Raw genomic sequence first — 24,785 nt, 5'->3', positions numbered from 1 at the left:
GGTCGGGCGGTGCGCCAGGACGACACGACGAGGAACACGATGACCGCCGTCCTCTCCCTCAATGTCGGCTCCTCGAGCCTCAAGGCGGCCGGTTTCGTCAGGACCGGCGCGGAGCTGAAGAAGGTTTTCACGGCCACCCACGACGCCTCCGCGGGTGACACCGAACTCGTCGTGCATCGCAACGGTACGGCGCATACGCTGGGCAGGCCCGGCGAGGACTATCGCGAGGGCGCGCTGGCCCTTCTGGCCCATGCCGGGGAGGTGCTCGGGGGCCGCCTCGTCGTCGGACATCGCGTCGTCCATGGCGGCCGCCTGTCCGGTGCGCCGGTACGGCTCGATGCCGGCACCATCGATCGGCTGCGCGCCTTCGCCCCCCTCGCGCCGCTGCACCAGATCGCCAATCTCGCCCCGGCGGAGGCACTTCTGGAGGCGCGGCCGGATCTGTTCCAGACTGCCAGCTTCGACACCAGTTTCCACGAAACCATGCCGGAGACGTCCCGGCAATTGCCGCTGCCCGCCTCGGTGACGGGGGAGACGTTGCGGCGCTATGGCTTCCACGGCCTCTCCTTCCGCTCCGTGGCCCGCCGCATGGCCGGGCACGGGTTTGTGCGGATCGTCGCACTGCATCTCGGGGGAGGCGCCTCGGTCTGCGCAATGCGGGACGGGCGGAGCATTGACACGACGATGGGGGCGACACCTCTCGCCGGCCCGATGATGACCACGCGCGCGGGCTCGGTGGATCCGGGCGTTCTGCTCCATCTGCTCGAGCGTGGCCATGACACGGAGCGGCTGGCCGATCTGCTCTGGAAGAAGTCCGGCCTGCTTGGGGTATCCGAGGAAAGCAGCGATCTGCGCGACCTGATCGGCAGCGGCAGCGCGGCGGCGGAGACGGCGGTCGAACTCTTCTGCGCCGATCTCGTGCGACACACGGGCGCGATGGTGGCGCGGCTCGGGGGTATGGATGCCGTCGTCTTCACGGGCGGAGCCGGGGCGGGACAGCCGCTGATCCGCGAACGGGTCGCCGAAGCGTTCGACTGGGCCGGCCTGCGCCTTGATGCGGAGGGAAATGCCGCGCTGACCGAGCAAGGCGTTGCGCCGCAGGGAAGCCGGATCTCCGCACCCGACAGCGGAATCGAAGCCTGGGTCCTGCCGGTGGACGAGGAGACGGAAATCGCGCGCGACGCCTGCCAGTTGAGTGAGGAGGAGGACCTATGACCGATCTGCAAACCGTGGATGCCTGGTGGCGCGCGGCGAATTACCTTTCCGTCGGGCAGATCTATCTCATGGACAACCCGCTCCTGCGCGATTCCCTCCGGCCGGAACATATCAAGCCGCGGCTGCTCGGGCATTGGGGGACGACGCCGGGGCTGAACTTCGTCCACGCCCATCTCAACCGGCTGATCCGCGCGCGGGAGATGCAGATGCTCACGATCACCGGGCCGGGCCATGGCGGCCCTGCGCCGGTCGCGAATGCCTGGCTCGAAGGCAGCTATCCCGAACGCTATCCGGATGTGGACTGGTCGGAGGCGGGGATGCGGCGGCTGTTTCGCCAGTTCTCCTTTCCGGGCGGGGTGCCGAGCCATGCCGCGCCCGAAACGCCCGGCTCGATGCACGAGGGCGGAGAGCTCGGCTATTCGCTCGCCCATGCACATGGCGCGGCCTTCGACACTCCCGATCTCACGGTCGCCTGCGTGATCGGCGACGGCGAGGCGGAGACCGGGCCGCTTGCCGGCTCCTGGCAGTCGGTCCATTTCGTCGATCCCCGTCGCGATGGGGCGGTGCTGCCGATCCTGCACCTGAACGGCTGGAAGATCGCGGGGCCGACGGTGCTGGCGAGGATGAGCGACGATGCGCTGGACGCGTTCTTCCGCGGTATGGGCTATGCGCCGCTCCATGTCGGTGGCTCCGATCCCGTGCAGATGCACAGGGACATGGCCGCCGCGCTCGACGCCGCGGCCGACCGGCTTGCGGAGATCCGGCGTGAGGCGCCCGCGGCGCCCCGCTGGCCGATCATCGTGCTGCGCAGTCCGAAGGGCTGGACGGGCCCCGACAGGGTGGACGGCAAAAAGGTCGAAGGCACGTTCCGCGCCCATCAGGTGCCGTTGCCTGGTGTGCGCGAGGAGGCCGATCACCTCGCGCAGCTCGAGCGATGGATGCGCAGCTATCGGCCCGAGGAGCTGTTCACCGAAGCCGGGCCGGCAAAGCACCTGCGCGCGCTGATCCCGGCGCCGGAGGCGCGGATGACGGCAAGCCCCCATGCCGAAGGTCACCGTCTGTGTCCGCTCGAGCTGCCGCCGGTCGAGCCCTCCGCCTTCGGGATGATCCGCCCCGGCGCTGAACTGGCCGGGGCAACCGGACATCTGGGGACATGGCTGCGGGAGCTGTTCCGCCGCAACCCCGACCGCTTCCGCCTCTTCGCGCCGGATGAGACGAAGTCGAACCGGCTCGATGCCGTCTTCGAGGTCACCGCCCGGCGCGCACCCGGTCCCGTCGGACCGGAGGACGAGGACGTGGCTCTCGACGGACGGGTGATGGAGGTGTTGAGCGAGCATCTGTGCCAGGGCTGGATGGAAGGCTACACGCTCACCGGGCGGCACGGGCTCTTCACGAGCTACGAGGCCTTCATCCATATCGTCGATTCCATGTTCAACCAGCATGCCAAGTGGTTGCGCACCATCCGCCGCATCGACTGGCGGCCGGAGGTGCCGTCCTTCACCTACCTGCTGACCAGCCATGTCTGGCGCCAGGATCACAACGGTTTTTCCCATCAGGACCCCGGCTTCCTCGACCACGTCGCCAACAAGAAGGCGGAGGTGGTGCGGCTCTACCTGCCGCCCGACGCGAATTCACTGCTCGCCGTGGCGGAGCGCTGCTTTTCGGACATGGGCCGGATCAACGTCATCGTCGCGGGGAAGCAGCCCGAGCCGCAATGGCTTTCCCTTGCGGCGGCGCGTGCGCATCTCGACCTCGGCTTCGGAACCTTCGACTGGATCAGCGATGCCGCGCCGGATGTCGTGCTCGCCTGCGCCGGCGACGTGCCCACGCTGGAGGCGGTGGCGGCCGCGCAGCTGATCCGCACCCATTCGGACCTCCGGGTGCGGCTGGTCAACGTGGTGGACCTTATGGCGTTGCAGGATCCCGAGCGGCACGAGGCTGGCACGCCGAACTCGGCGTTCGCAGCGGCCTTCACCACTGACCGGCCCGTGGTCTTTGCCTTCCACGGCTATCCGGGGCTGATCCACAGGCTTACCTACCGGCGCCCGAACCACGACAATTTCCACGTCCACGGATATCAGGAGGAGGGGACCACGACCACGCCCTTCGACATGACGGTGATGAACCGGCTCGACCGTTACCATCTCGCGCTCGCGGCGGTGAAATGGACGGGGGCGGACGCGCCGGACCTCATGCGCCATTGCCGGGAGGCGCTGGAGCGGCATCGCGACCATGTCCGCGCCCATGGCGAGGACATGCCGGAGATCCGGGACTGGGACTGGTCGGTTCCTGCCTTTGGGCGGTAGGGTTCAGCGCGCGCGTTCGAGCATCCCGAAGAGATCGCGCGGATCGTCAGGATCGGCGAGCATGTCGAGCGGCTCGCAGAAATCCGTTCCCCCAATCTTCGCGTGGATATAGCGCAGGGCGGAGAAATCCTCGATCGCGAAGCCGACGCTGTCGAACAGCGTGATCTGCTCCGCGCTGCTGCGCCCCGGCGCCTCGCCCCGGATCACCCGCCACAACTCCGTCACCGGATGATCCGGGGCGAGCTGCTGGATCTCCCCCTCGATCCGTGTCTGCTCCGGATATTCGACGAAGATCTCGGCGCGCCGGAGGATGTCGGGGTGCAATTCGGTCTTGCCGGGGCAATCGCCACCGATCGCGTTGATGTGCTGGCCGCTGCCGACCATGTTGTCCGTGAGGATCGTCGCATATTGCTTGTCCGCGGTGCAGGTGGTGATGATTTCCGCACCCTCCACCGCCTCTTGGGCGCTCTTGCAGATCACCACCGTAAACCCTCGTGCCGCGAGGTTGCGCCGTGCCTTCTGCGTCGCCGCCGGATCGGTGTCGTAGAGCCTCAGCCTGTCGATGCCGCAGAGCGCGCGGAAGGCGAGCGCCTGGAATTCGCATTGTGCCCCGTTGCCGATCATCGCCATCACCTGCGCCCCCTTCGGCGCGAGATACCTGCCGACGAGCGCCGATGTCGCCGCCGTCCGGAGCGCGGTGAGCACCGTCATCTCGCTCAGGAGGATCGGATAGCCCGTCGCCACGGAGGCGAGTACGCCGAAGGCGGTGACCGTCTGATAGCCCTCGCGCGTGTTCTTCGGATGGCCGTTGACGTATTTGAACCCGTAATTCTCCGCATCCGCCGTCGGCATCAGCTCGATCACACCGTCGCGCGAATGGCTGGCCAGGCGCGGCGTCTTGTCGAAGTCAGGCCAGCGTCTGAAGTCCTCCTCGATATATCCGGCCAGTTCGGAGATGAAGCTCTCCGTTCCCGTCGCGTTCACGAGGCGCATCATGTTCGCGACGGAGACGAAGGGGACGAAGGCGAGGGGAGAGGGATCGGGTCGGGTCATCACGGGTCCAGTCGGTTGGATCCGGGCGGAAATTGCACGCCATGAACTTGCCGCGCGGAGGGGGTGCGACGGACCGGATCCTTTGGCCGGAGTATGGCAGACTGCGCCGCCGTCGCAAGCGGCGGCGCCGGGGTCAGTTGGTGTAATATTTCTTGCCGTAGGCACCATAGGCGCCGTAGCTGTCGCCGTAGCCGTAGCGCCTCATCCCCTTCGGGTCGATCTGGTTGAGCAGCAGCCCGGTGATCCTGACACCGACGGTTTCGAACATCCGCAGCGCCTCCTGCACCTGCGTCTTGCTCGTCTTGTCCCAGCGCACGGTGAAGAGCACCGCGTCGACCTGTTGTGCGACGACCCGCGCATCCGGCACGACGAGCACCGGCGGCGTGTCGATGATCACGAAATCGTAGCGCTCCCGCGCCTCCGCGATCAGTTCGGCGAACCGCGGCGAGGACAGCACGTCCGCGGCATTGACCTTGCTCGGCTCGCTCAGGAGCACATCCGCCCCGGTCAGCGGGTCGTGGACGACCGCTTCCTCGAGGGAGATCTCGTCCGACAGCACGCTGATCAGGCCCTTTCGCGTCGTGATGTTCAGGTACTCGCCGAAAACGAGGCGGCGGATGTCCCCCTCCAGCAGGAGCACCTTCTTGCCCATCCCCGTCAGGCTCTGGGCCAGCGCGAAGGAAATCGTCGTCTTGCCCTCGCTTGGTACGGAGGAGGTCGGCATGATCACCTGCGGCGTCTTGTCCGGTCCGGATAGCAGGACCGAGGTACGCAGGTTGCGCACCGCCTCCGCGGCGGCGGAGGTGGGCTTCCGCGACAGGTAGGTGAGCGTGTCACGCCGCGTCCTGCCGGCCGGAAGGAGCGGGATCTGGCCCATCACCGGCAGGCCGGACTCCGCCTCGAGATCGCGCGCAAGCCGATAGTTGTTCCGCCGGGCTTCCCACAGCAGCGCCACACCGCTGCCGGCGAGAAGGCCGAGAAAGAGCGCGATCGTGAGGATCATCGACTTGCGCGGCTCCGACGGCGCGCCGGGAAGCTGTGCGTTCGAAAGGATCCGGGCATCCGGTTGTTGGATCCCTTCCTGGGCCGAAGTCTCCTTCAGCCGCCCGAGGAAATATTCGTAGAGAAGCCGGCTCGCCTCCGCCTCGCGGGTCAGCTGCTGGAGCTGGATCATCTCGGCGCTTTGCGTTGCGATCTGGTCCTCGATCGCGGCGATGGTCGACGTGAGGGACGTGACCTGCTCGCGCGCCCGCCGTGCCTGGAGTTCCGCACGCGCGATGATCTGCTCGAAGCGCGTGTCGAACGCCTCTCCCGCGCCGTCTTCGCGCAGGATGGTGCTCAGCCGCGTGTCCCCGACGGCCTCCGCCTTCTCCGCCGCCGGGGCGCTGCGCAGCACCTCGAGCCCGGCAAGCCCGGCGTCCGCCTCCACGAGCGTCGCGCGGGTCGACACCAGCCTGTCCCGCAGTTCCTTGACCTGCCGGTCGAGTCCCTGGACGCTTTCCTCGCTTACCACCTCCGAATTCGTGGCGAATTCGGCAACGCGGGCTTCGGCCGTCTCCAGATCCTGCTTGAGATCGGCGACGCGCGAACTCAGCCATTCGGAGGCTTCCTTCGTCGCATCGAATTTCACGTCCATCTGGTAGAGGATGTATTCCTCCGCGATCCGGTTGGCCAGGCGCATGGATTTCAGCGGCGTTCCCGTCGTGACCGTGACCTGGAGCACATAGGTGTTCGGCACGTTGCGCACGTTCATGCTGCCCAGCACCGCATTGACTGCACGCGCCATGTCGGGATCGACCCCGTCCTCCGGCGTCACGGGCGGAACGGCCGGCCGGAACAGCCCGGTCACCGCTGCGCGCGCACGCTGCATCATCGACGGCGAGCGCAGGGCGCCGTTGAACTCGGGATCCTCGGTCAGGTTCTCGCCCGCTACCACGCGCTCGATCAGGCGGCGGCTCTTGAGCACCTCGACTTCGGTGTTGATCGCCTCGCTGTCGCTTCCGAGATTGGGCAGGATCGCCCCGAGATCGACGAGGGTGCTTTCCTGTGTCTCCAGCAGCACGACCGACGTCGCCTGATATTTCGGTTCTGCCACGGCGAAGGCGTAATAGCCCGCCACGAGGCCGAACCCCGCGGTGATGGCGAGGATCCAGAATTTCCGGCGCCAGAGCGCACCGAAAATCCGGGAAAGGTCGATGAGATCATCGTCAGCACTTCCATCGCTTTGCACGACGAAATCTTGAGTCACTTTCATTGCGGCCCTTTTCTTCGATCTGTGCTCGCCCCACCTCACTATAGACGGCATCTTGATTTTCAGTGAACCCATATTCACGCGCGGGTTTGGCGTGGCGTCCTGTCTTTTTGCGTCCGCGGAAACAAGGCCGCCCGGTTCGTGCGCCGGTGGATTTTTGCCGATGACTTCCCGGACCTTAGCTGCTTTGCCACGGGTTTTCCCCCGGCGACGTTCGGTGGCGGAATCCTGCCCGTCCGGTTGCCGCTCCTGTGCCGGTGTGCGCCGGCGCGGGCGATATGGTGCAATCGGGCGGAACCTTCTGCGCTGTCAAGGCGTTGAGGCCTCGGTGCCGCCGCAACAGGGCGGCTTCCCGTTTCGCATCGGCTGCGGACGGTATGTCGCGTTCCGCATCCCGCGGAGAGCGGTCGCAAGTGCAGAAGGGCCCGGAGGGACGGCAATGGGACAACAGGATTTCGGCCGATCGTCGCCTGCGTCCGTATTTTCGGCGCAAGGATCGGCAGTGCTGCCTCCATTTTCGCCCCGGCCGCCGGCATTTCCGACCGATGAGCCCGATTTCGTGCACCCTCTCTCGCAAAACATGCCCGCATTTGATAGCGACGGCCGTGCGAATCCTGCTGGCCGTCCGTCCGGCTCGAAGATCGCCGCTTTCGGACAGGGCGCTCCGCCCCGAGATGTCCGTACCTCCCGAACCTGCGCGTCCCGACCTGTGACGCATGACTGACATAAGACCGGAGACGTCCAAAATGATACGATTCGCCCATAGGTTTCTCATCGGTGCCGCGCTGCTCGCCAGCCTCGCCGCCTGTACCGCAGGACCGCAGGTCAGCCGGGCGGACCAGACGCCGGGGCGGGTGAGCCCGCGCATTCAGGCCATGTACGGCGAGATGCAGGACGGCGATATGCTGATCCCGGCGGTCGATCCGAAATATCTCAGCGCCGAAAAGGCCCGGCAGGAGGTCGACTACTGGACCGACGAAGAGCCCGGCACGATCGTCGTCGACCCCTATGCCCGCTATCTCTACTATGTGCTCGGCGGCAATCGCGCGATGCGCTACACTGTGGCGGTCGGCGAGGCGGGGCGCGGCTTTTCCGGCACGGCAACCATTCCGGTGAAGCGGGAATGGCCGCGCTGGACACCGACGAAGAACATGCTGCGGGAGGATCCCGACCTCTACGGTCCTGTGGCGGACGGAATGGAGGGGGGCCTCGACAACCCGCTCGGCGCCCGTGCGCTCTACCTCTACCGCGGCGGTCGCGACACGATGTACCGCATTCACGGCACGTCGCATCCCTGGAGCATCGGGCGGGCGACCTCCGCAGGCTGCATCCGGCTTTTCAACCAGGATTCGATCGACCTGGCCGAACGGGTCGAACCCGGCACCCGCGTGGTCGTTCTGACCGAGGCGCAATCCGGCCAGGGCACCGTACCGCCCGCGACCACCGTGGCGCTCGCCGACGCCTCCTTCTGACGCTGGCAGCCGAGGACACAACGGATAACAGGAATGGCCGGGATTTCCCGGCCATTTTCATGGGACAGGGGTGCCGCGCCTCAGGGCTGTCCGGCCTTTTCCTGCGCCCGCCATGTCAGCCAGCCGTTCAGCCCGGCCAGCATGAGGACGACAGCGGGGGAGAGTGCATGGGCATATTCGCCCTGGGCCAGAACCGTGCCCGCCGCTGCCGCCATGATGACCGCGGCTAACCCGCTGCCGAGCAGGCGCGTGGAGGAGGGGACGAGCAGCACCGCCGCCGCCCATTCGAGCAGGCCTGTCACATAGTGGAACCAGCCCGGATAGCCCCAGCGTTCGTAATCCGCGACAAGCTCGGGCGTCGCAAAGACGTTGAGGCTGCCGCCCAGTACGAAGAAGGCCGAGAGTAGCCAGGCGAAGATCTGTCGCAACATGTCGCGTTTCATGGTCTTTGTTCCTGTTCCAGGGGAGGGATGGGGTTCGGTCGTTCGCGCCCGGCGAACCGGGCACGCAGCCGCCGGACGCGCCGGAGGGGACGGCGACGGATCGGAGAAACGGAGCGTGTTTTCGGGCTCCGGCCGGGGCTCAGGCGGCGGTCATCGGCCCCGGCGGGTCACAGCGGCTGCACCGAATTGTAGCGCCGGTGATGCCAGACGAGGGGCGGGCGGCCCGCGTCGAGGGCCATCTGGTGCGGCGCGCCCACGAAGAGGATATGGCCCTCCAACTCGATCTCGCCCGCCACGACGCAGTCCATGGAGGCCACGGCACCCAGCAGCCGCGGGTGACCCGAGGACCATTGTGCCCAGTCGCCATGCTCGAACCGCCGCTCGGCGGCCGTCTTGCCCGCGAAGGCGTCGGCAACCGTGGCCTGGTCTTCCGCGAGCATGGCAAATGAAAACGCGCCCTTCCGCTGCACCATCGCGGCAAGCGCGGAGGTCGCGGCGACGGACACGAGGATCCTCGGCGGGTTGACGTTCAGCGAAAACGTCGCCGTCACCGTCCGTCCGAGCCGCCTGTCCCCCTCGCGTGCCGTCACGAGGCAGGCGGTTGCCGCGAGCGAGGCCATGGCTTCCCGGAACATGTGCCGCAGATCCTCGCTGCCGGCCTCGGTCTTTGTCTGCGTCGCCGTGGCGGGCGTTGTTCGGGGGGTGGTGCGAGTCATCACGAATTCCCTGGCTTGGGGGAGAACAGCGTTTCGAGCTTGTTCGGCACGCCGTCCATCTCATCTGCATTTGCGGGCGGTTCGCCTCGTTCGAGGATCACCGGCCAGACTTCTGCGTATCTTCGATTGAACGCAACCCATTTGTCCATGTCCGGTTCCGTATCCGGGCGGATCGCATCCGCCGGGCATTCCGGCTCGCAGACGCCGCAGTCGATACATTCGTCCGGATGGATGACGAGCGTGTTCTCGCCCTCGTAGAAACAGTCCACGGGACAGACCTCCACGCAATCCATGAATTTGCAGGCGATGCAGTTTTCGGTGACGACATAGGTCATGGGATGTCTCGGAGGGATGGGTGCCCTGCCACGCGCCTCGGGAACGGGGGGAACAGGCGATCTGTGGCAGGGCCGACGCCGGGGTCAGGCGAGGTTGGCCTCGGCGAAGTCGTAATTGGCGAGCCTGTCGAGGAAATTCGACACGTAATCGGGGCGGCGGTTGCGGAAATCGACGTAGTAGCTGTGTTCCCAGACGTCGAGACCGAGCAGGGCGCGGCCTTCGCCGGTGGCCAGCGGATTGACGCCGTTCGGCGTCTTCGTCACCGCGAGCCTGCCGTCGTCGGTCTGGATCAGCCAGGCCCAGCCGGAGCCGAACTGGCCCACGGCGGCGGCCTTGAACGCCTCCTTGAACTGACCGACGGAGCCGAAGTCCTCGACGAGCTTCGCCTCGAGCTTGCCCGGAATGTTCCCTCCGGTGGGCGACAGGGCGTTCCAGAAATGGATGTGGTTCCAGTGCTGGCCGGCATTGTTGAAGACCGGCGCGCGGTCGGCGTCGCCATAGGTGAGCGCAATGATCTCCTCGAGGGACTTGCCCTTGAGATCGTCCTGCGCCTCGACGAAGCCGTTCAGCGCCGTGACATAGGCCTGATGATGCTTGTCATGGTGCAGCTCGAGCGTCTCCTGGCTCATGCCGCGCCCGTCGAGGGCCGAGTGTGCATAGGACAATGCGGGCAGTTCGAAAGCCATGTTCCATCTCCTTGTGGCGGCCGGAGCTTGCATTTTCCGACTCGTTGCGTTAATAAATCAAGCACTAGCTTTGAAAAATATCGGGACGAATATGTCAAGCGACATCTTGGAAAATAGTTCATGGTCCCCGCGCGCACCTTCGGAGCGCGTCCTGATGGCGCTGAAGATGCATGGCACGCTGACCTCCGCACAGACGGGGGAACGGCTCGGCATCACCGGGGAGGCCGCGCGGCAGCACCTCGTGAAGCTCGCCGAGGACGGGCTCGTGTCCGAGGAACGGCGCACCGCGGGGCGCGGCCGGCCTTCGAGCTATTGGCACCTGACGGACAAGGGACAGGGACGTTTCCCCGACACCCATGCCGCGCTGACCGTCGACATCCTGCGCAGCATTTCCGAAGTGCTGGGTCCCGAGGCGCTCGACCGGATCGTCGCGGCGCGTGAAGGTGCGACCCAGGCGCTCTATGCGGCGGAGATGGCGCAGCGTCCGACGCTGCGCGACCGCGTCGCGAAGCTTGCCGAGCTGCGCAATACCGAAGGCTACATGGCCGTGGCGGAGGAGGCCGAGGACGGCACCTTCCTGCTGATCGAGAATCATTGCCCGATCTGTGCCGCCGCCACCTTCTGCCAGGGATTTTGCCGTGCCGAGAAGGCGGTGTTCGAGGCGGTGCTCGGCGCGGAGACCAGCGTCGAGCGCATCGAGCACGTCGTGAGCGGCGGGCGCCGCTGCGCCTATCGCATCACGGAAGCCGGCGCGTGAGCCTCGCCACGCCATCCCCGTCGTCCCTGACCGGCGCCTTCGACCTGTCGGAGCACAACACGCTGGGCCTCGCCGCGAGGGCGCTCCATGGCGGTTTTCTCACCGAGCCGCAGGATGTTGCCGCGGCGCATGATTTCGCCTCCCGGCGCGGCCTGCCCTTCCACCTCCTCGGCGGCGGGAGCAATTGCGTCCTTGCGCCGGAGATCGAGGCGGTGGTGGGCCTCGTGCGGTTGCGTGGCCGCTCCCTCGACCGTTCCACACCGGACCTCGTCCGGGTAACGGCACGGGCCGGGGAAAGCTGGGCGGATCTTGTTGCCTGGACCGTCGCACAGGGCATCGGCGGGCTCGAGAACCTCGCGGGCATTCCCGGAACGGTCGGCGCCGCGCCGATCCAGAATATCGGCGCCTATGGCATCGAGCTGGCCGATGTGTTCGACCACCTGACCGCGCTGGAGGTCGGGACGGGACGGCGCCTGCGCTTCGACCGCGCCGCCTGCCGCTTCGCCTATCGCCACAGCCGGTTCAAGGAGGCGCCGGGCCGCTATATGGTCTGCGACGTCACCCTCGCCCTGCCGCAGCCCTGGCGCCCGGTGCTGGGCTATGCCGGGCTCGACGCGCTCGACGGTCCGGTGACGCCGCGCCGGGTGATGGAGGCAGTGCTCGCCCTGCGGAGTGCGAAGCTGCCGGACTGGCGGCGGACCGGCAACGCCGGCTCCTTCTTCCACAATCCGATCCTCCCCGCCGAGGCTGTCGCCCGCCTGCCGGAGATGCCGTCGCATCCGGTAGAAGGCGGGATCAAGCTCTCCGCCGGATGGCTGCTCGAGGCCGCAGGCCTCAAGGGCGCGCGCCATGGCGGGGCGGGGTTTTCCGACCAACACGCCCTCGTCCTCGTCAACCACGGCGGAGCCACCTTCGAGGACGTCACGGCGCTTGCCGCGCGGGCCGTCCGCACCGTCGAGACGCGCTTCGGCGTGACGCTGGTGCAGGAACCCGTGACGCTGCGCTAGGCCATCGCTTCCGCATCGCACGCGCCGCGGCGGCGCGCAGGCTTTGCCAAGCCCGTGCGCAACGGCTATCAGGGGAAAACCCTCCCCGACACACGGGATCTCTATGCGAACCGAAATCATCATCGCCACCTACAACAAGCCTGCCTATCTCGCGCTCTGCCTTGAGACATGCCTGGCGCAGACGGTCCCGCCCGACACGATTTGCGTGGCCGACGACGGGTCGGGGGAGGAGACCGCCGCGGTGATCGCTGCGGCACAGGACCGGGCGGGACCGGTGTCGATCCGCCACAGCTGGCATGAGGATGACGGCTTTCGCAAATGCAAGGCGCTCAACACCGCCATTGCGGAGTCCCAGGCCGACTATCTCTTCTTCATCGACGACGATTGCCTGCTGCATCCCGGCTTCGTCTCCCGCCATCTCGACCTCGCGCGGCGCGACCGCTTCCTGACGGGCAGCCTGATCCGGCTCGATCCGGCGCTGACACAGGCGATGCTCTCCGCCGGCAGGGTGGCATGGAGCGCGGAGGGCCGTCTGTCGGGCTGGACGCCGCAGAGCGGCTCGGAACGGCTGAAATCCACACCGCCCGCCCCGCGTCTGAACCGGGCGCTCGACCGCCTGTCGCCGGTGAAGCGCAACTGGCAGGGTGGCTGCGCCTCGACCTTCCGCGACAATCTCCTCGCGGTGAACGGCTTCGACGAGCGGATGGCCTATGGCGGGCTCGACAAGGAACTGGGCGACCGGCTCGGCAATGCCGGGGTGCGGGGGCGGCATGTGCGCTACACCGCGCCGGTCTATCACCTTGACCACGGGCGCGCCTATGACAAGCCGGAGGTCCGCGCCTTCAACCGCGGCATCATCGAGGACACGCGCAGGACAGGCCGGACCTGGACCGAGCATGGCATCGTGAAGGGACCGCGCCGTCGGGGTCATAGCACCGCGCCGGGCATCACACCAGCCCGATGACCCATCACTAAGCCGGCGCATCGCGCGCCACGGGACGGCCGCTTGCGGAGGACGCAACGAGCCGGGAGATCCCGCGGTGGTTGCCTCCGGGGTCCACACCTGCCATTTTTCTGGGACAGTTTGCCGTTGAGGAGCGCGCCAATGGACGAGACGGTTCGGAAACTGTTCGAAAGATACGAGAGCTTTTTCGAACGTTCTCTGGCAGGCGATTTCGACAAGGAAGAGCCTGGGAAGCTCTATGCTTCTGAATTCATAGAAGCTTCCCCGGCCGGTGTCATGGCCGGGAAGAATGATGAGACGTTCCTTCAGGCGATGGTCCAGGTCTACCGGACCTACAGGGACATCGGCACGCAGTCCATTCGGATCCGTGGCCTCCGCCTGTCTCCGATAGACGACCTTCATTGCGTCGCCCACGTTTCCTGGACCGCAACCTATGTCCGGGACGATCTGCCCGAGACGGCGATAGATTTCGATGTCCATTATCTCGTTCAGATTCTGGACGGCGATGCAAAGGTCTTTGGCTGGGTGTCCGGCGACGAAACGGCGCTGCTGAAACAGCACGGCGTCCTTTGACGCCTGTTTCGCCCGGCACAGCCACCCGCCGGCCCCCATGGACCGGAGGTCTGTCTCGACTTCGCATGACAACCGCGCCGGAGAGGCCCGACGCACATCGGCCGGTGGGCGCCCGCGCGCCCGCCCGGTTGCTCCGGGCGGGGATCAGGCGGCGCGCGCGATTGAGAGGATGAAGCGCAGGGCGCCGCCGACGGCCCCCGCCGTCCGGCTCAGGGGATGTCCGGGCAGGGTTCCGCTCATTTCGTCAGGATGAGCTTGCCTGCCCGCGTGATGCGCAGGGTATAGATCTGCCCGTCGAGGTCGATCTGGCGCGTTGCGCCGTCGGTGATGAGGGTGCGGGCATTGAGCGGCGGGAGGGTGCCGGCGGGAGCGGAAAGCTGGGTCACATGTGCGTTCATCGGATCGCCTTTTTGGGTCTTTTCGGTTTCGTCTGTCATATGCGGGCCGCCTTGCGGAACTGCGGGACGGGCTGGCGTCATGAATGATGGGAACCAAGACTGGCTGGGCGTGCGGGGCCGTTGCTTGCCGTTGGAGCGTGAGCGAGCGTCGGAATTTTTTCCGATCTGTCTCCTTGGTATGTAATCCTAGTTTTTCTGTCAACTATTCCTTTTGCGGTCCGCACCGGGCGACGTGCTGCCGCCTGGCCTCCCGCACATCGCCCTTGAGCATTGTCTCGTGCCGCGGCCGCGGATAGGCTGCGCCGCGCAGGGAGGGACGCATGATGGATCTGGTGATTTTCGACTGCGACGGGGTGCTGATCGACAGCGAGGTGATCTCGGCGCGGATGCTCATCGCGGAGCTTGCGCTCCATGACGTGCGCATCGACACCGCCTATGTCGCGCGCCACTTCCTCGGACGCAGCTATCCGACCGTGCTGAGGCAGATCCGCGACGAATTCGGCATCCATCTTCCCGAGGGATTCGAGGCGGCGTATCGCGCGCGGCTGATCTCCGCCTTCCGAAGCGATCTCGTGGAGGTGGCGGGCGTGCGCGCGGTGATCGCCGGGCTGGGGGTGCCCTATGCGCTCGCCACGAGCTCGAGCCCGGAGCGCCTCGGCGAGTCGCTCGCCATCGTCGGAATGGCCGATCTCTTCGCCGGGCGCTGCACCACCGCCTCCGAAGTCGCCAACGGCAAGCCGGCGCCCGATCTCTTCCTGCGTGTGGCGGAGAAATACGGCGTCGCCCCCGCGCGCTGTCTCGTGATCGAGGATTCGCGCGCCGGCGTCGAGGCCGGGCTGGCCGCGGGCATGAATGTCTGGCGCTTCACCGGCGGCAGCCACCTGGCCGGCCTCGACCTGTCGCTCGAGGAGGGGCCGGAGCCGCATCGCGTATTTGCAACTTATGCCGATTTCTTCCATCTTGCGCCCCAGCTTCTGAAAGGGGACGCGCACCATGAGCAAGGCTAAGGCGGCCGGGAACATCGAGGAGCTGGACGTCTCGCCGCGCGACCTCGCGGCGCGGGCAGCCTGGATGTCCTTTGTCGGGGGCATGACCCAGGACCAGATCGCCACCGAACTGGGGATCTCGCGCCAGCGCGTCCAGCGGCTCGTCGCCCGCGCCTCGGCCGAGGGGATGATCCGGGTGCGCATCGACCACCCGATCGCCGAATGCCTCGAACTCGAACGCGCGCTGAAATCCCGCTTCGCCCTCGACGCCGCCTGGATCTCTCCGGGCCTCGCCGCGGGGGCCGACCCGCTCACCGGGCTCGCGCCCTTCGTCGCGCCGGTGCTCGAACGGATCTTCGAGGCGGAACAGCCGAAGACCTTCGCCCTTGGCACCGGGCGCACCCTGAAGACGGTGGTCGACCATCTCCGCGTCGTGGACGGCGCCCACCACCGGCTCGTCTCGCTCATCGGCAATGTCGCCCCCGACGGTTCGGCGTCCTTCTACGAGGTGATCATGCGCTTTGCCGAAAAGACCCGCGCGCGTCACTATCCCATGTCCGTGCCCGTCGCCGCGCGCGACCAGACCGAACTCGACCTCTACCGCAGCCTGCCGCATGTCCATGCCTCGCGGGAACTCGCCAAATCCGCCGATGTGGCGATCGTCGGGATCGGCCAGATGGGAGATGACGCGCCGCTCTACGTGGACGGCTTCCTCAGCGCCGAGGAGCTTGTGGACCTGCGTGCCGCGGGCGGGGTGGGGGAGATCTGCGGCCATATCTTCGATGCGTCCGGGCGCTATCTCGACCATCCGGTCAATCACCGCATGGTCGGCGTGCGCGTGCCCGAGGGCGACATGCCGGTCTTCTGCATCGCCGCCGGGCCGGTGAAACGCCCCGCCCTGCGCGCCGCGCTCGAAGGCGGTCTGATCCGCGGCCTCTTCACCGACGAGGCGACGGCAAGGGCCCTCATCGAGGATTAGAGCCCCCTTTCCATGACTTTCCTTCCGACCGGACTAAAACGTCTTGACAAAAGGCATGGATTTATCCGAGCATCGGCCCGCGACATGAGCAAATGCTCATTCTCATATGGGAGGACATTATGACAACGACTTTCCGCGCCCTGATGGGGGCGTGTGCCTTCGGCGCACTTGCCACCGCATCCATGGCAGAGACCATCACCGTCGCCACCGTCAACAACGGCGACATGATCCGCATGCAGGGTCTGATGGACGAATTCAAAGCCGAACATCCCGATATCGACGTCGAGTGGGTCACGCTCGAGGAAAACGTGCTGCGCCAGCGCGTGACGCAGGACGTCGCCACCAAGGGCGGGCAGTTCGACGTGATGACGATCGGCAATTACGAAGTGCCGATCTGGGCGAAACAGAGCTGGCTCGTGCCGCTGACAGACATGCCGGAAGGCTATGACGAGGAGGACCTCATGCCCGCCATCGCCGACGGCCTGCGGCAGGACGGAACCCTCTACGCCGCGCCCTTCTACGGCGAATCCGCCATGGTGATGTACCGCACCGACCTCGCCGAAGCCGCCGGGGTAACGATCCCCGATGCACCGAACTGGGGCCAGATCGAGGAAGCCGCCGCGGCCATGACCGACCGCGACAACGAGATCTACGGCATCTGCCTGCGCGGCAAGGCAGGCTGGGGCGAGAACATGGCCTTCATCTCCTCCATGGCGAATTCCATGGGGGCGCGCTGGTTCGACATGGACTGGCACCCGCAGTTCGACAGCGAGGCTTGGTCGGAAACGCTCACCGACTATCTCGACCTGATGAACAACTACGGCCCGCCGGGCGGCTCCGGCAACGGGTTCAACGAGAACCTCGCGCTGTTCCAGCAGGGCAAATGCGGCATGTGGATCGACGCGACGGTCGCGGCGTCCTTCGTGACCGACCCCGAGGAATCGACCGTCGCCGACAGCGTCGGCTTCGCCCAGTTCCCGAACAAGGAAGGCATGGAAGGCACCGGCCACTGGCTGTGGTCCTGGAACCTCGCGATCCCCGCCGGCACGCAGAAGGAAGAGTCCGCGAAGGCCTTCGTCGCCTGGGCGACCTCCAAGGAATACACCCAGCTCGTCGCCGAGCGCGAAGGCTGGCGCGCCGCGCCTCCGGGAACCCGCACCTCGCTCTACGAGAACCAGGACTATCTCGACGCGGCACCCTTCGCTGAGATGACGCTCAACGCGATCAACGGCGTGGACATCCTCAATCCCACCGTGGACGAGGTGCCCTATATCGGGTCGCAATGGGTCGGCATCCCCGAATTCCAGGGCATCGGCACCGCCGTGGGACAGCAGTTCTCCGCCGCGCTCGCCGGTCAGGTCTCCGCCGAGCAGGCGCTCCAGAGTGCACAGCAGCTCACCGAGCGTGAGATGACGCGGGCAGGCTACATCCAGTAAGTCTCCTCCCGAGGGGCGGTCCGGTGTCCAGTCCTCCGGGCCGCCCCCTTTCCCTTTCGCACACCCAGCGATCCGACACCCGTTGGAGGATATGCCCATGGCCACCAAACATTCCCGCGCCGCGGCACGGCTGATGATCTCTCCTGCCGTGATTCTGCTTCTCGGGTGGATGATCATCCCGCTCGGCATGACGCTTTATTTCTCCTTCCTGCGCTATAACCTCCTGATGCCGGGGATGGAGGAGTTCACGGGTCTGGCGAACTACCGCTTCTTCCTCACCGACCCGGCCTTCTTCGCGGCGCTCAAGAACACGCTCCTGCTCGTGGGCGGCGTGCTTCTGGTGACCGTCGTCGGCGGTGTCCTCCTCGCGCTCATGCTCGACCAACCGTTCTTCGGCCAGGGCATCGTCCGCATCCTCGTGATCGCCCCGTTCTTCGTCATGCCCACCGTGTCGGCACTGGTCTGGAAGAACATGTTCATGAATCCCGTGAACGGCCTCTTCGCCCACGCGGCCAAGGCGCTGGGCATGCAACCCTTCGACTTCCTCTCCGCCGCGCCGCTCGCCTCGATCATCGGAATTGTCAGCTGGCAATGGCTGCCCTTCGCGACGCTCATCCTGCTGACGGCGCTGCAATCGCTCGACCAGGAACAGCTCGAGGCGGCCGAGATGGACGGCGCGCCCTGGATCAAGCGGTTCTTCTACATCATGCTGCCGCACCTGGCCCGCGCGATCACCGTGGTGATCCTGATCCAGACGATCTTCCTTCTGTCGGTCTTCGCCGAGATCCTCGTGACCACCAACGGCGGACCGGGCGTGGCCTCCACCAACCTCACCTATCTCATCTACGTGCAGTCGCTGCTGCAATTCGATGTGGGCGGTGGCTCCGCCGGTGGCGTCGTCGCCATCATCCTCGCCAATATCGTCGCGATCTTCCTGATGCGGATGATCGGCAAGAATCTCGACGCGTAAGGAGGCGACCATGGCCCGTGCCGTTTCGACCCGCCGCAAGCTCCTCACCACCGTCTTCGCATGGCTGGTGGGGCTCGCGATCTTCTTTCCGATCCTCTGGACGATCCTCACCTCGTTCAAGACGGAAGCCGCCGCCATCGCCAGCCCGCCGGTCTGGTTCAACTTCCACTGGACGCTCGACAATTACGTCACCGTCCAGAACCGCTCGAACTACTTCCGGCACTTCTCCAACTCGGTGATCATCTCCGTCGGCTCCACCCTGCTCGGCCTCATCATCGCCATCCCGGCCGCCTGGTCGATGGCCTTCGTGCCCGCCAAGCGCACCAAGGACGTGCTGATGTGGATGCTCTCGACCAAGATGCTGCCGCCCGTCGGCGTGCTGGTGCCGATCTACCTCATCTTCCGCGACCTCGGCATTCTCGACACCCGCATCGGCCTCGTGATCGTGCTCACGCTCATCAACCTGCCGATCATCGTCTGGATGCTCTACACCTATTTCAAGGAGATCCCCGGCGAGATCCTCGAAGCCGCGCGGATGGACGGCGCCTCGCTGCGCGAGGAGATCATCTATGTGCTCACGCCGATGGCGATCCCCGGCATGGCCTCGACCGTACTCCTCAACATCATCCTCGCCTGGAACGAGGCCTTCTGGACCCTCAATCTCACCGCCGCGCGGGCCGCGCCGCTCACCGCCTTCATCGCGAGTTATTCGAGCCCCGAAGGTCTGTTCTACGCCAAGCTTTCGGCGGCCTCCACCATGGCCATCGCGCCGATCCTCATCATGGGCTGGTTCAGCCAGAAACAACTCGTCCGCGGCCTCACCTTCGGCGCGGTGAAATAAGGAGACCTGCGACATGGGACGCATCACGCTCGACAAAGTCCGCAAGGCCTTCGGCGATATCGAAGTCATCCCGCCCTTGGACCTGACCATCGAGGACGGCGAATTCGTCGTCTTCGTCGGCCCCTCCGGCTGCGGCAAGTCCACCCTCCTGCGCCTCATCGCGGGGCTCGAGGACGTCACCTCCGGCCAGATCCGCATCGACCGCCAGGACGCCACCGACCTGCCGCCGGCCAAGCGGCGGCTCGCCATGGTGTTCCAGTCCTATGCGCTCTATCCGCACATGTCGGTGCGCAAGAACATCGCCTTCCCGATGAAGATGGCGGGCGTGCCGAAGGAGGAACAGGAGAAACGGATCGAGGCCGCCGCCAAGGCGCTCAACCTCACCGACTATCTCGACCGACGCCCCGGCCAGCTCTCCGGCGGCCAGCGCCAGCGCGTCGCCATCGGCCGGGCGATCGTGCGCGAACCGGCGGCCTTCCTCTTCGACGAACCGCTGTCGAACCTCGACGCGGCGCTGCGCGTGGGCATGCGGCTCGAGATCTCCGAACTGCACAAACGGCTCAAGACCACGATGGTCTACGTGACCCACGACCAGGTCGAGGCGATGACCATGGCCGACAAGATCGTCGTGCTGCGCGCCGGCAATATCGAACAGGTCGGTTCGCCGCTCGAACTCTACAACCGCCCGCGGAACCTCTTCGTCGCGGGCTTCATCGGCTCGCCGAAGATGAACCTGCTGTCCGGCACGGAAGCCGCGAAACACGACGCGGCCACCATCGGCATCCGCCCGGAACATATCGCGATCTCGACCGAGTCCGGGACGTGGAAGGGCGTGATCGGCGTGTCCGAACACCTGGGATCGGACACCTTCTTCCACGTCAATGTGGAGGGGTTCGACGAGCCCTTCACCGTGCGCGCCTCCGGCGAGGTCTCCCTCAAATACGGCGACGAGGTCTACCTGACCCCGAACGAGGCGAATCTTCATCGCTTCGACGCCGAGGGGCTGCGCATCGCATGACCCGGCTCACTGGCAAGACCGCCCTCATCACCGGCAGCGCCCGCGGGATCGGGCGCGCCTTTGCTGAGGCTTACGTGGCCGAAGGCGCGCGCGTGGCCATCGCCGATATCGACATCCTCCGGGCGGAGACGACCGCCCAGGAGATCGGCGATGCGGCCATGGCTGTCGAGATCGACGTGACCTCGCAGCAGAGCATCGACCGCGCCGTCTCCGAAACCGTCGCCGCGCTTGGCGGAATCGACATCCTGATCAACAACGCCGCCGTCTTCACCGCCGCGCCGCTTACCGAGATCACGCGCGCCGATTACGACCGCGCCTTCGCGATCAACGTCTCCGGCACGCTGTTCACGATGCAGGCCGTCGCCCGCCACATGATCGCGCGCGGCAAGGGCGGGAAGATCATCAACATGGCCTCCCAGGCCGGGCGGCGCGGCGAGCCGCTGGTCGCCGTCTATTGCGCCACCAAGGCCGCGGTCATCAGCCTCACCCAGTCGGCGGGGCTGAACCTCATCGGGCATGGCATCAACGTGAACGCCATCGCGCCTGGCGTGGTGGAGGGCGAGCACTGGGACGGCGTCGACGCCTTCTTCGCGAAATACGAAAACAAGCCCTTGGGGCAGAAGAAAAAGGAAGTGGGCGAGGCCGTGCCCTTCGGCCGCATGGGGCGCGCCTCCGACCTGACCGGCATGGCCGTCTTCCTCGCCACGCCCGAAGCCGATTACATCGTCGCCCAGACCTACAATGTCGACGGCGGCCAGTGGATGAGCTGACATGAAACTCTCGAACGACACCCTCCCGCATCTTCCCGCCAGCGTCAGACGCCCGTCCTATGACAGGACGCGGCTTTCGCCGGGCATCGTCCATATCGGGCTCGGGAATTTCCACCGCGCGCACCAGTCCTGGTACCTGCACCGGCTGATGGAGCAGGGGCTCGCCCATGACTGGGCCATCGTCGGCGCCGGCGTGCGCCCCTATGACGAGACCATGCGGCAAAAGATGGCTGCGCAGGACTACCTCACCACGCTGATCGAACTCGACCCCGCGGGCACTTCCGCCGAGGTCGTCGGCCCGATGATCGACTACGTGCCCGTCGAGGAGGGCAACGGCGCGCTGATCGAACGCATGGCGCAGCCGGAGATCCGCATCGTGGCGCTGACCGTCACCGAAGGCGGCTATTACATCGATCCCGCCACCAAGGGCTTTGACGCCCTGCATCCCGACATCGTGCACGATGCCGCAAATCCCTGGACCCCGCGCACCGCCTTCGGCGCCATGGTCGCCGCGCTGAAGCTGCGCCGGGACCGCGGGGTCGGGCCCTTCACCGGCCAGTCCTGCGACAACCTCCAGGGCAACGGCGAGGTGCTGCGCCAGACCGTCGTGTCGCTTGCGCGCCTGTCCGACCCGGAGCTCGCGGAATGGATCGAGGCGCATTGCACCTTCCCCAACGCGATGGTCGATTGCATCGTGCCCGCCACCGGACCGAAGGAACTCGCGCTCGTGCGCGAATTCGGCATCGAGGACGAGGTGCCGGTGACCCATGAGAACTTCCGCCAATGGGTGATCGAGGACAATTTCTGCGCCGGCCGACCCGACTGGGACCGCGCGGGCGCGACCTTCTCCGACGACGTGCATGCCTATGAGACGATGAAGATCCGCATCCTGAACGGCGGGCATCAGGTGATCTCGGATCCGGGGGAGGTGCTGTCGGTGGAAACGATCTCCGGCTGCATGGAGCATCCGCTGATCTCGGCCCTGTTCGAGAAGGTCGAGCGCGAGGAAATCATGCCCCATGTTCACGCCGTGCCGGAATTCACGCCAGAAGACTATGTCACCTTGATCAAGGCCAGGTTCTCCAACCCGAAGATCGTGGACACCACCCGCCGCGTCGCCTTCGACGGCTCCTCGCGCCATCCCGGCTTTATCCTGCCCTCGGTGCGCGACGGGCTCGCGGCAGGCACGCCGGTCGAGGGGCTCGCCCTCGTCTCTGCGATCTGGGCGCGGTACTGTCTCGGCACGCGCGAGGACAGCTCCGGGGTGGCGCCGAACGATCCCTTCTGGGCGGAACTCACCGTGCTGGCCGCGCAGGCGGCGGAGACGCCGCAGATCTGGCTCGAGAACCGGCTGATCTATGGCGACCTCGCGGATCAGCCGCGCTTTGCCGACGCCTTCTGCCGCTGGCTCGCCCTCGTCCATCGCGACGGGACGGAAGCCGCGATCAAAGCTTACCTCGCCGCCTGAGGGCGGAGGATCCGCGCGAGGTTCGCGACCGCAAAGAGCAGCGCTGCGACGCAGACGATCGTCGGCCCCGTCGGCGTGTCGAGGGCAAAGGCGCCCTCGATCCCGCCGAGGATCGCGAGTGTGCCGATCCCCGTCGCGGCCAGCGCCATGCGTTCCGGCGTGCGCGCGAAGGGCCGCGCGGCGGCGGCGGGCACGAGGAGCATCGCGGCGATGAGCAGCGTGCCGACCACCTTGATCGCCACGGCCACGACCAGCGCGAGGGCAAGCGACAGGATGAGCTGTTCGCGTTTCGGGGAGATGCCCGACGCCATCGCGAGATCGGGGTTGAGTGTCGCCGTCAGGAGCGCCGACCAGCGCCAGTAGAGCAGGACGAGCACCAGCAGCGCGCCGCCCCAGATCACCGCGAGATCGGCCTTTCCGACCGCTAGGATGTCTCCGAACAGATAGGCCATCAGGTCGACACGCACGCCGGGCACGAAGGAGACGGCGACGAGACCGAAGGCAAGCGCGCTATGGGCCATCACGCCAAGGAGCGTGTCCATGGCAAAGCCGCGCCCCGCAAGGCTCGAGACGGTGAGCGCCATGGCCAGCGCGACCGCCAGGACACCCGCGAAGATCGAGAGGCTGAACGCCAGCGCCAGCGCCACGCCGAGGATCGCGGCATGCGCCGTCGCGTCGCCGAAATAGGCCATCCGCCGCCAGACGACGAAACAGCCAAGGGGTGAGGCCGCGAGAACGAGGCCGATCCCGGCCAGGATCGCACGGACAAGGAAATCGTCGAGCAGGGTCATCCGTGGCTGGCCTCATGCGGGGGGTGGGTCTCGGGATCGTGGGCGCAGGCATCCGGGCCCGGATCATGGCTGTGGCTGTGCTCGTGGCGGTAGAGCGCAAGCGCGCCATGCGTGCCGGTGCCGAACAGCGCCCGGTATTCCGGGGCGGAGGCTACATGTTCCGGCGCGCCCGAGCAGCAGACATGACCGTTGAGGCAGATCACCCGATCCGAGGCCGCCATGACCACATGCAGTTCATGGCTGACCATCAGCACCGCGCATCCGGTCGACTGCCGGACCTCTTCGATCTGGGTGTAGAAATCGGCGGACCCCGGCTGGTCGAGGCCCTGGGTGGCCTCGTCGAGGATGAGCAGGTCCGGCTTCGCCAGAAGCGCACGCGCCAGCAGCACCCGCTGGAACTGTCCGCCCGACAGGTCGGTCATCTGATGGCTGCACAGATGCCCCGCCCCCGCCTCGTGCAGCGCCGCATGCGCCGCCTCGTCGCCCACGCGCCGCGGCAGCGACAGGAACCGCCGCACCGTCAGCGGCAGGGTCGGGTCGATATGGAGCCTTTGCGGCACATATCCGATCGTCATTCCCGGCGCGCGCGTCACCCGCCCCGCCGCGGGGCGGATCGCCCCGATGATCGTGCGCAGCAGCGTCGACTTGCCGGACCCGTTCGGCCCGACGATGGTCACGATCTCGCCGCGCGCGATCTCGAGCGAAACGGTGTCGAGCACCGTCCGTCCGCCGAGGCGCACACTCACGTCCGTCAGTGCGACGAGGCTCATCTCGCGTCCTTTTCCAGGCAGTTGGGGCAGGTGCCCTCGGCCTCGAGCACGGCGCGGTCGATTCTGAACCCCGTGCGCGCCGCGATCTCTCCCATCATGCTGCGGGTCGGGTCCGTTTCCGCCTCCGCAACGGCGTTGCACGTCGTGCAGATGAGGAAGGCCGGCGTGTGCAACTCGCCCGGATGGGCGCAGGCGATAAAGGCGTTGAGCCGCTCGATCTTGTGCGCGAGCCCGTGTTTGGTGAGGAAGTCGAGCGCCCGGTAGGCCACGGGCGGCTGCGCGCCGAAGCCCTCCTCCGACAGGCGCCGGAGCACGTCATAGGCCCCCAGCGCGCGATGCTCCTCGAGCAGGATCTCGAGCGCGCGCTTGCGTACGGGCGTGAAATGCAGCCCCGACCGCGCGCACATCTCCGCCGCGGCCGCGACCGCGTCCTGCACGCAATGCGCGTGGTCGTGCTGTTGAAATCCGATCGGGTTGGGGTCCATCGCCGTCTCTTTTCGCTCGGGAAGGGAAACAGGGACTTGATATGTTATAGTATGACGCTTATCAAGTCCGACAAGTGATAACATAACATTTGAG

25 protein-coding genes are annotated in these 24,785 nt (G+C 66.5%); 15 read left to right on the top strand and 10 right to left on the bottom strand.

Annotation, left to right across the window (positions count from 1 at the left end):
* Nucleotides 1-39: 39 nt before the first annotated feature.
* On the top strand, nt 40-1,215 hold the full coding sequence (locus tag P73_RS21795) for an acetate/propionate family kinase (protein ID WP_043871208.1): 1,176 nt from the start codon (nt 40-42) through the stop codon (nt 1,213-1,215).
* The gene (locus P73_RS21790) at nt 1,212-3,521 is read left to right on the top strand and encodes a phosphoketolase family protein (RefSeq protein WP_043871207.1); all 2,310 of its coding nucleotides are present in this window, start codon (nt 1,212-1,214) and stop codon (nt 3,519-3,521) included. Before P73_RS21795 ends, P73_RS21790 begins: the two co-directional genes overlap by 4 nt.
* 3 nt (nt 3,522-3,524) lie before the next feature.
* Here P73_RS21790 and P73_RS21785 read toward each other — a convergent pair whose 3' ends face one another.
* Nucleotides 3,525-4,574, bottom strand: a complete 1,050-nt coding sequence (locus tag P73_RS21785) for an ornithine cyclodeaminase (RefSeq protein WP_043871206.1) — start codon at nt 4,572-4,574, stop codon at nt 3,525-3,527.
* A gap of 133 nt (nt 4,575-4,707) precedes the next feature.
* Nucleotides 4,708-6,828: a GumC family protein gene (locus tag P73_RS21780; RefSeq protein ID WP_043871205.1), complete on the bottom strand. Its 2,121-nt coding sequence runs from the start codon at nt 6,826-6,828 to the stop codon at nt 4,708-4,710.
* Nucleotides 6,829-7,571: 743 nt separating this feature from the next.
* On the opposite strand from P73_RS21780, the gene P73_RS21775 reads away from it, so the two are divergent.
* The gene (locus P73_RS21775) at nt 7,572-8,297 is read left to right on the top strand and encodes a L,D-transpeptidase (protein WP_052453504.1); all 726 of its coding nucleotides are present in this window, start codon (nt 7,572-7,574) and stop codon (nt 8,295-8,297) included.
* Between the two features lie 80 nt (nt 8,298-8,377).
* Here P73_RS21775 and P73_RS21770 read toward each other — a convergent pair whose 3' ends face one another.
* The 4 genes from P73_RS21770 to P73_RS21755 form a co-directional block, all read right to left on the bottom strand.
* A complete protein-coding gene (locus P73_RS21770) occupies nt 8,378-8,740 on the bottom strand; it encodes a DoxX family protein (RefSeq protein ID WP_043871204.1) in 363 nt (120 codons plus the stop codon).
* 167 nt (nt 8,741-8,907) lie between these two features.
* Nucleotides 8,908-9,456 (bottom strand): flavin reductase family protein, encoded by a 549-nt coding sequence (locus P73_RS21765; RefSeq protein WP_052453503.1) that lies wholly within the window; start codon nt 9,454-9,456, stop codon nt 8,908-8,910.
* Nucleotides 9,456-9,791, bottom strand: coding sequence for a ferredoxin FdxA (fdxA, locus tag P73_RS21760; protein ID WP_043871203.1), 336 nt, complete (start codon nt 9,789-9,791; stop codon nt 9,456-9,458). The genes P73_RS21765 and fdxA overlap by 1 nt, the downstream gene beginning before the upstream one ends.
* An 84-nt stretch (nt 9,792-9,875) precedes the next feature.
* Nucleotides 9,876-10,478 (bottom strand): superoxide dismutase, encoded by a 603-nt coding sequence (locus P73_RS21755; RefSeq protein WP_043871202.1) that lies wholly within the window; start codon nt 10,476-10,478, stop codon nt 9,876-9,878.
* Nucleotides 10,479-10,632: 154 nt separating this feature from the next.
* On the opposite strand from P73_RS21755, the gene P73_RS21750 reads away from it, so the two are divergent.
* The 4 genes from P73_RS21750 to P73_RS21735 all read left to right on the top strand — a co-directional run bounded on the left by P73_RS21750 (nt 10,633) and on the right by P73_RS21735 (nt 13,779).
* Nucleotides 10,633-11,235, top strand: a complete 603-nt coding sequence (locus P73_RS21750; protein WP_082033329.1) for a helix-turn-helix transcriptional regulator — start codon at nt 10,633-10,635, stop codon at nt 11,233-11,235.
* Entirely contained in the window at nt 11,232-12,242 is a 1,011-nt protein-coding gene (murB, locus tag P73_RS21745; protein WP_074743123.1) for a UDP-N-acetylmuramate dehydrogenase, read from the top strand. Before P73_RS21750 ends, murB begins: the two co-directional genes overlap by 4 nt.
* Nucleotides 12,243-12,345: 103 nt before the next feature.
* Nucleotides 12,346-13,206: a glycosyltransferase gene (locus tag P73_RS21740; RefSeq protein WP_052453502.1), complete on the top strand. Its 861-nt coding sequence runs from the start codon at nt 12,346-12,348 to the stop codon at nt 13,204-13,206.
* A gap of 141 nt (nt 13,207-13,347) precedes the next feature.
* Entirely contained in the window at nt 13,348-13,779 is a 432-nt protein-coding gene (locus P73_RS21735; protein WP_043871201.1) for a hypothetical protein, read from the top strand.
* A gap of 236 nt (nt 13,780-14,015) precedes the next feature.
* Here the strand turns inward: P73_RS21735 and hemP are convergent, their stop codons facing one another.
* Nucleotides 14,016-14,177: a hemin uptake protein HemP gene (gene hemP / locus P73_RS21730; protein WP_074743131.1), complete on the bottom strand. Its 162-nt coding sequence runs from the start codon at nt 14,175-14,177 to the stop codon at nt 14,016-14,018.
* A gap of 320 nt (nt 14,178-14,497) precedes the next feature.
* On the opposite strand from hemP, the gene P73_RS21725 reads away from it, so the two are divergent.
* The 8 genes from P73_RS21725 (at nt 14,498) to P73_RS21690 (ending at nt 22,645) form a co-directional block, all read left to right on the top strand.
* A complete protein-coding gene (locus P73_RS21725) occupies nt 14,498-15,184 on the top strand; it encodes an HAD family hydrolase (protein ID WP_139267085.1) in 687 nt (228 codons plus the stop codon).
* Nucleotides 15,171-16,142 (top strand): sugar-binding transcriptional regulator, encoded by a 972-nt coding sequence (locus P73_RS21720; RefSeq protein ID WP_043871198.1) that lies wholly within the window; start codon nt 15,171-15,173, stop codon nt 16,140-16,142. The genes P73_RS21725 and P73_RS21720 overlap by 14 nt, the downstream gene beginning before the upstream one ends.
* Before the next feature lie 119 nt (nt 16,143-16,261).
* Nucleotides 16,262-17,578 (top strand): ABC transporter substrate-binding protein, encoded by a 1,317-nt coding sequence (locus P73_RS21715; RefSeq protein ID WP_043872081.1) that lies wholly within the window; start codon nt 16,262-16,264, stop codon nt 17,576-17,578.
* Between the two features lie 97 nt (nt 17,579-17,675).
* Complete coding sequence (locus P73_RS21710) at nt 17,676-18,548, top strand: carbohydrate ABC transporter permease (RefSeq protein ID WP_043871197.1); 873 nt, start codon at nt 17,676-17,678, stop codon at nt 18,546-18,548.
* A gap of 10 nt (nt 18,549-18,558) precedes the next feature.
* Nucleotides 18,559-19,389, top strand: a complete 831-nt coding sequence (locus tag P73_RS21705; protein WP_043871196.1) for a carbohydrate ABC transporter permease — start codon at nt 18,559-18,561, stop codon at nt 19,387-19,389.
* A gap of 13 nt (nt 19,390-19,402) precedes the next feature.
* On the top strand, nt 19,403-20,407 hold the full coding sequence (locus tag P73_RS21700; protein WP_043871195.1) for an ABC transporter ATP-binding protein: 1,005 nt from the start codon (nt 19,403-19,405) through the stop codon (nt 20,405-20,407).
* The gene (locus tag P73_RS21695) at nt 20,404-21,177 is read left to right on the top strand and encodes an L-iditol 2-dehydrogenase (RefSeq protein WP_043871194.1); all 774 of its coding nucleotides are present in this window, start codon (nt 20,404-20,406) and stop codon (nt 21,175-21,177) included. Before P73_RS21700 ends, P73_RS21695 begins: the two co-directional genes overlap by 4 nt.
* Nucleotide 21,178: 1 nt before the next feature.
* Nucleotides 21,179-22,645, top strand: a complete 1,467-nt coding sequence (locus tag P73_RS21690) for a mannitol dehydrogenase family protein (protein WP_043871193.1) — start codon at nt 21,179-21,181, stop codon at nt 22,643-22,645.
* Here P73_RS21690 and P73_RS21685 read toward each other — a convergent pair.
* From P73_RS21685 to P73_RS21675, 3 genes are read right to left on the bottom strand one after another with little or no spacing between them, the layout of a single operon-like run.
* Entirely contained in the window at nt 22,630-23,436 is an 807-nt protein-coding gene (locus tag P73_RS21685) for a metal ABC transporter permease (RefSeq protein ID WP_174446920.1), read from the bottom strand. The genes P73_RS21690 and P73_RS21685 overlap by 16 nt on opposite strands.
* Nucleotides 23,433-24,206: an ATP-binding cassette domain-containing protein gene (locus P73_RS21680; protein ID WP_043871192.1), complete on the bottom strand. Its 774-nt coding sequence runs from the start codon at nt 24,204-24,206 to the stop codon at nt 23,433-23,435. The genes P73_RS21685 and P73_RS21680 overlap by 4 nt, the downstream gene beginning before the upstream one ends.
* A complete protein-coding gene (locus P73_RS21675; protein WP_043871191.1) occupies nt 24,203-24,691 on the bottom strand; it encodes a Fur family transcriptional regulator in 489 nt (162 codons plus the stop codon). Before P73_RS21675 ends, P73_RS21680 begins: the two co-directional genes overlap by 4 nt.
* Nucleotides 24,692-24,785: the final 94 nt, after the last annotated feature.

Source organism: Celeribacter indicus, from assembly GCF_000819565.1.
Classification (GTDB): Bacteria; Pseudomonadota; Alphaproteobacteria; order Rhodobacterales; family Rhodobacteraceae; genus Celeribacter; species Celeribacter indicus.
This window is presented reverse-complemented; position numbering and strand designations above follow the sequence as displayed.